Annotated in this window: 5 protein-coding genes; 3 read left to right on the forward strand and 2 right to left on the reverse strand. The window is 70.3% G+C overall.

The genetic code is table 11. The features are described 5' to 3' along the window. Together LzC2_RS20215 and LzC2_RS20220 are read left to right on the forward strand one after the other, a co-directional pair. The coding region (locus LzC2_RS20215) for a hypothetical protein (protein ID WP_171189837.1) at window positions 1–419 on the forward strand (419 nt) is incomplete at its 5' end. Window positions 420–630: 211 nt separating this feature from the next. Beyond that, window positions 631–1,383, forward strand: a complete 753-nt coding sequence (locus LzC2_RS20220; protein WP_171189838.1) for a hypothetical protein — start codon at window positions 631–633, stop codon at window positions 1,381–1,383. Between the two features lie 37 nt (window positions 1,384–1,420). Here the strand turns inward: LzC2_RS20220 and LzC2_RS20225 are convergent, their stop codons facing one another. Continuing rightward, on the reverse strand, window positions 1,421–2,485 hold the full coding sequence (locus tag LzC2_RS20225; protein WP_206678832.1) for a magnesium transporter: 1,065 nt from the start codon (window positions 2,483–2,485) through the stop codon (window positions 1,421–1,423). 83 nt (window positions 2,486–2,568) lie between these two features. On the opposite strand from LzC2_RS20225, the gene LzC2_RS20230 reads away from it, so the two are divergent. Continuing rightward, window positions 2,569–4,059: a sulfatase family protein gene (locus tag LzC2_RS20230; protein WP_171189840.1), complete on the forward strand. Its 1,491-nt coding sequence runs from the start codon at window positions 2,569–2,571 to the stop codon at window positions 4,057–4,059. Between the two features lies 1 nt (window position 4,060). Here the strand turns inward: LzC2_RS20230 and LzC2_RS20235 are convergent, their stop codons facing one another. Further along, on the reverse strand, window positions 4,061–4,744 hold the full coding sequence (locus LzC2_RS20235) for a hypothetical protein (protein WP_171189841.1): 684 nt from the start codon (window positions 4,742–4,744) through the stop codon (window positions 4,061–4,063). Between the last annotated feature and the right edge of the window lie 328 nt (window positions 4,745–5,072).

Here is a 5,072-nt window from a genome sequence, read left to right on the forward strand (position 1 = left end):
TCGCTGCGGGGCGGGCGGAGGGCCACGCCCAGGACGACCCGCGGGCCGCGCTGGTCTGCGCCGCGGTCGCTGCGCTGGCGGGGAAGAACGACGCCGCGGAATCGTTCGCCGCAGCCGCCCTGGATCGCGATCCCGGCTGCGCCGGTGCCTATGCGGTGCGAGGGGGACTGTGTCTGATCGCGGAGGATTGGGAAGGAGCCGACGCCGCCGCGGCCGCGGGCCTCGCCGCCGACCCCGGCCATCCGGCCTGCGAACGCATCGCGGAACTCGCCGGCGACCCACTCGATCGGAACGACCCCGCGACCTGCGGGTTGGTGGTGTGGGAGGCGTTGGTTCCTAACCAGCGCGATCTCGCCCGAGTTCCCGGCCTGCCGCCGAAGACGTCCGAGGGGTGGGCGGGGTGGTTCGCTCAACCCTGACCCGAGCCTTCAATCTGTAGAGAAATCGGCGATCGCCGGCTCATGGGGACGAACCGGAGGCAGAGCCGCCGATCAGGAGGATTCCCCGGACATGTCGCATGGGATCAGGGCTTGATTGCGCTCTCTTCGATGCGGCATTCTGCCTGTCGGCGCTGTGAGTGCGATGTTGCCCTCAAGCTCCCCGCTCCTCCCGCCCCCGGTCTGCCCGCCCTTGCCTCATCCTCTCGACGATGCCAGCACGGCGGATCTGTGCATCCACGCGGCCAACATCTGCTATCTGGCGTCGTACCTGACGCGGGACATGCTCTGGCTGCGGATTCTCACCTGTGTGGGAATGGTGCTGAGCATCGTGTTTTTTACCTGCGGATCGGCGGTCTTGCTGGGGCCGACGGGGTGGCTGGCGACGTTCCTGGTCATCAACGTGGTCCAAATCCTGCGGCTCCTCCGCTATCGGGAACGCGTTCAATTGAATGCGGAGGAAGCGGCCCTCAGCGAACAGGCGTTTGAGCACCTCAACCGCGAGGAACTCGCCGATTTGCTGACCCGCAGCGTCCGCGTCGGCACTCGTCAGCTTCAGCCGGCCGACCCGACCGAACTGACCGAGGGCGCCCTCAGCGAAGACGAAATCGTGCTGCGGGACATGGCGTTCGCGAATCTGAGCCGCGGGGATTTGCTGAACCTCGTCACCCGTCGCTTCCACGGGACGGCGTACAGCCTCACGCCGTCGCGCGTCCGCAGTTGGACGCAGCGCCGCAAGCGTCTGAGCGAATGGGTCGCCAAACGCACCGGTCGGCAGGAAGACCCGACGGACAGCGGGACCGCCGTGCAACCGGCGCCAGTTGACGACGACCCCGCGGGCGTCGAGACGCTGGTCCCTGGCGATCTGGACGAAGCCGGGATCGAAACGCTCGTGCCGGGAGAAGGGCAGTCCATCCTCGGTTCGATCGATTCCGATCGCCGGTAACTCAAGCGGCGGCTCAACAAAGCCGCGGCCGCCGCTTTCAGAGCAGCGCCCGCGCCAGCGAGAAGTAGATCAGCAGCGTGCCGAGGTCCGTCGCCGCCAACGCGATCGGTCCGCTGGCGACATGCGGATCGGGATGCACGCGACGCAGCAGGTTCGGCACCGCGGCGCCGACCCCCGCGGCCCACGTCACGCCGCCGATCACGCCGCCCAACAGGCACAACGCCACCACGCCCAGCCCCAGCCAGGCGGCGCCGGCCCCGGCGACCAGCAGCGCACAGCCGACGCCCAGCACCAACCCGTCGCCCGCCTGCGCACGCGTGCGTCGCCACACTGATCGCCACGTCGGGCGACCGGCCCGCAGCGCCGGCAGCGACAGGCTGACCGACTGAATGGCGACGCTCTCCGCGAGCGCCAGCACGACGGGGATGAACAGGGCCAGGGCGACCTGTTCCTTCAACTCCGCTTCAAAGAGACCGGTGAGGAACGCCGCGACCAACCCGCCCCCGACGTTCGCCAGCAGCCAGGGGAACCGGGTTCTCAGCGGGGAGAACGCCCCCGCGGCGCCGCCGCGACGTTCGCCCGTGCGAACCTCTTCGAGGTGCACGCCGACCACTTGGAACAGTTCGTCCGTCGCTTCCCGGGCGTCGATCGCGGCGAGGTCGACCAGCTCGTTCGTGTAGAGGTTCACGTCGATCACCCCCAACATGCGCCCGTCCGAGTCCACGACCGGGAAGGCCAGCAGGCGGTGGAGGATGAAGAACTCGCAGGCGTCCGCGACCGTCGCCGCGGCGTTCATCGTCACCGGGGAGGTGATCGCCACGTCCAGCACGGGGGTGGCCGGCTCCGCCAGAATCAGCCGCCGAGTCGGGACCACGCCGGCGAGCGTGCCGTCCGGCCGCACGGCGTAGAAGTAGATGACCGTTCCCTTCGGCGGGTTCTTCCGCACCGCGGCGAGCGCCTCACCGACGGTGAGATCGGCCGGCAAACGGGCGTAATCGGTCCGCAGATGATCGACGACCGAATCGTCCAACGGGGGACCGGCGTTTTGCGTGCTGGTCGAACCGGGGGCGGCGGGCTTCGGCATGGGGGCGTCATAACGCATTCCGCGTCCGGAAGAGCGAATCGGTGCGACGGAGCGCCGCGGCCGATAGCATCACCCCGTTCGCCCGGTCCCGGAGTCGCTCGATGCTCGTTGCCGCCCTCCTCGCTGCCGTCGTTCCGCTTGCCCCCGTCGTTGCTGCGGCGGAGGACGCCCGGGCCTTCGACCCGCCGCCGCCGCGGGGCATCGTGCTGGTGATGGCGGACGACCTCGGCTTCGCGCAGGTCGGCTATCCGATCGGCCCCCGCGACGAACCGCACCCGGTTCTCAAGACGCCGCACCTCAACGCGATGGCGGCGAACGGGTTGCGGCTGGACGGCTTTCGGTCGGCGGCGTTCACCTGCTCCCCCACACGGGCCAGCGTGCTCACCGGTCGCACGAACGACCGCACCGGCGTGCAGGAGCACGGCTACCCGCTGAACCCCAATGAGATCACCCTGCCGCAGTTGCTGAAAGACGCCGGCTATGCGACCGGCCACTTCGGCAAGTGGCACCTCAACGGCCTCCGCGGACCGGGCGTGCCCATTCTGAAGGACGACCCGCTCGGCCCCGGACCATTTGGGTTCGAGACCTGGGTGAGCGTCACCAATTTCTTCGACCGAGACCCGCTGATGAGCCGCGGCGGCACGTTCGAGCAGTTCGAGGGCGATTCCTCGGACATCATCGTCTCGGAAGCGTTGACCTTCATCCGTCAGCAAACCGCCGCGAACAAGCCGTTCCTGGCGGTCGTCTGGTACGGCTCTCCGCACAGCCCGTTCGTGGCGAGCGACGCAGACGCCTCCCCGTTCGCCGACCTCCCCAAAGGCTCCCGCGATCACCACGCGGAGATCGCCGCGATCGACCGTAGCGTCGGCACGTTGCGGGCCGGTCTGCGGGACGCCGGCGTCGCGCAGCACACGCTGCTGTGGTTCTGCAGCGACAACGGCGGGCTGAAGATGGAGCCCTCCGCCGTCGCCCCCCTCCGCGGGAACAAGGGCACGATCTACGAGGGCGGCTTGCGGGTGCCGGCGATCGTCGAATGGCCCGCGGCGATCGACCCGGGGCGGGTCTCCGAAGCGCTGACCGTCACCAGCGACATTCTGCCCACCGTCTGCGCCGCGGCCGGCGTCGCCCCGCCGACGCGACCGTTGGACGGGACGAATCTGCTGCCGCTGCTCACCGGGCGGTCAGCGGACTGGGAGCGCCCCGGCCCCCTCGGCTTTCGGCAGAAGGGTTCGGTCGCCTGGGTGGACGACGGTCTGAAACTGCTCTCGTCCCGCCGCGGTCGCCAAGCGGGCGATCAGCGGACGTGGGAGCTCTACGACCTCGCCGCGGATCCGACCGAATCAACCGATCTCGCCGCAAAGCGTCCCGCCGACGTCGCTCGCATGGCCGAAGCGTTCGAGCAGTGGAATGCTTCGGTGGACGCCAGCGCCGCGGGGGCGGACTACGGTCCGAACCCCCGGCCCGCCCGCACCGCCGATCAGCAGTGGGCGCAGGATCCCCGATACGCCCCGTTCCTCGACGAATGGCGAACTCGCCCCGAATACCGCGGCACGATCCAACGGCACGCGAAGCCCGCTCCGGCAAACCGCTGATTCAGCGGGGTTCCTCTCCCTCGCCGCCTAGATCGCCGCCGAACGTCTCTCCGAGAGAAGAGAGTCGCTCCGTTAGCCCGCGAACGTCCTGACGGAGGCCGCGGAGTTCCTCCAGCAGTTCTTCACGCACCCGCTGCTCTTCCGCCTCGGAGGTTGCCTCGGCGTCGATTGCGGGATCGTCCAAGGGCGATGCGTCGTCCGCGTCGGCGGGCATCGCCAGCGACGGCATGTCTTGGGCGGAGATGTCCTGAGCGGGCGTGTCCGCGAAGGTCGGCGGGGGGACGATCGGCCCGAACACAGACCGATCGGGCAGGTCGGAGCCGGGCCGGCGGGGGGAACGCTCGCCGCTCTCCGCGGTGCGCCACGGATTCGCGAGCGGGGCGGGGGCGAAGTCCGCCACGCGCCCGCCGACGTTCGACGGCGCCACGGCGAACCGCGGACCGGGGGCGGCCTCGGTCGGCTCCGCATGGTTCGACCCTGCCTCCGCGACCATGACCGGGCCGGAAGGCTCCAGTTCCCTCGGCCCTGGGGCGGCGGCGGGCGGCATCGCACGGCCGCCGTCGTCCACGTACCACGCCCCGCCGCGACGCCAGTCGGCAAAGGCGACTTGGAACTCCTCCGACGCCGGCGGCGCCGGCATCAGCGCCAGCGTCCCCGCAATCACGACCCCCGCCGAGAGCGCCACTTTGGCGATCCGCAGCAGCTGACGCGGGAACTCGCTCGGGGGAGCGCCCGTCGGTCGAGCATGTACGCGGCGCGGCTCGGATCGACGGTCGGTCGACGATCGATCGACGGACACGGGGGAACCTCACGAGCCGGGGGGAACCCGACTCCTATCGATCCGTCGCCCGCCCCGCCTGCGGCGGAACCCGCCCGTAGAGGCAACATGAGCGGACGCGGGCCGCAGAACTGACGCGACGCGGCGGACCGTTCCTCGCTGCCGTCATCGCGGGGGCGGTCAGGCGAGTCGCTGCCGGGGCGCCCACTCGGCCGGGCCGGTCGAGAGGGGGCGC

Origin of the sequence: Alienimonas chondri (genome assembly GCF_013036045.1) — a bacterium.
GTDB lineage: Bacteria > Planctomycetota > Planctomycetia > Planctomycetales > Planctomycetaceae > Alienimonas > Alienimonas chondri.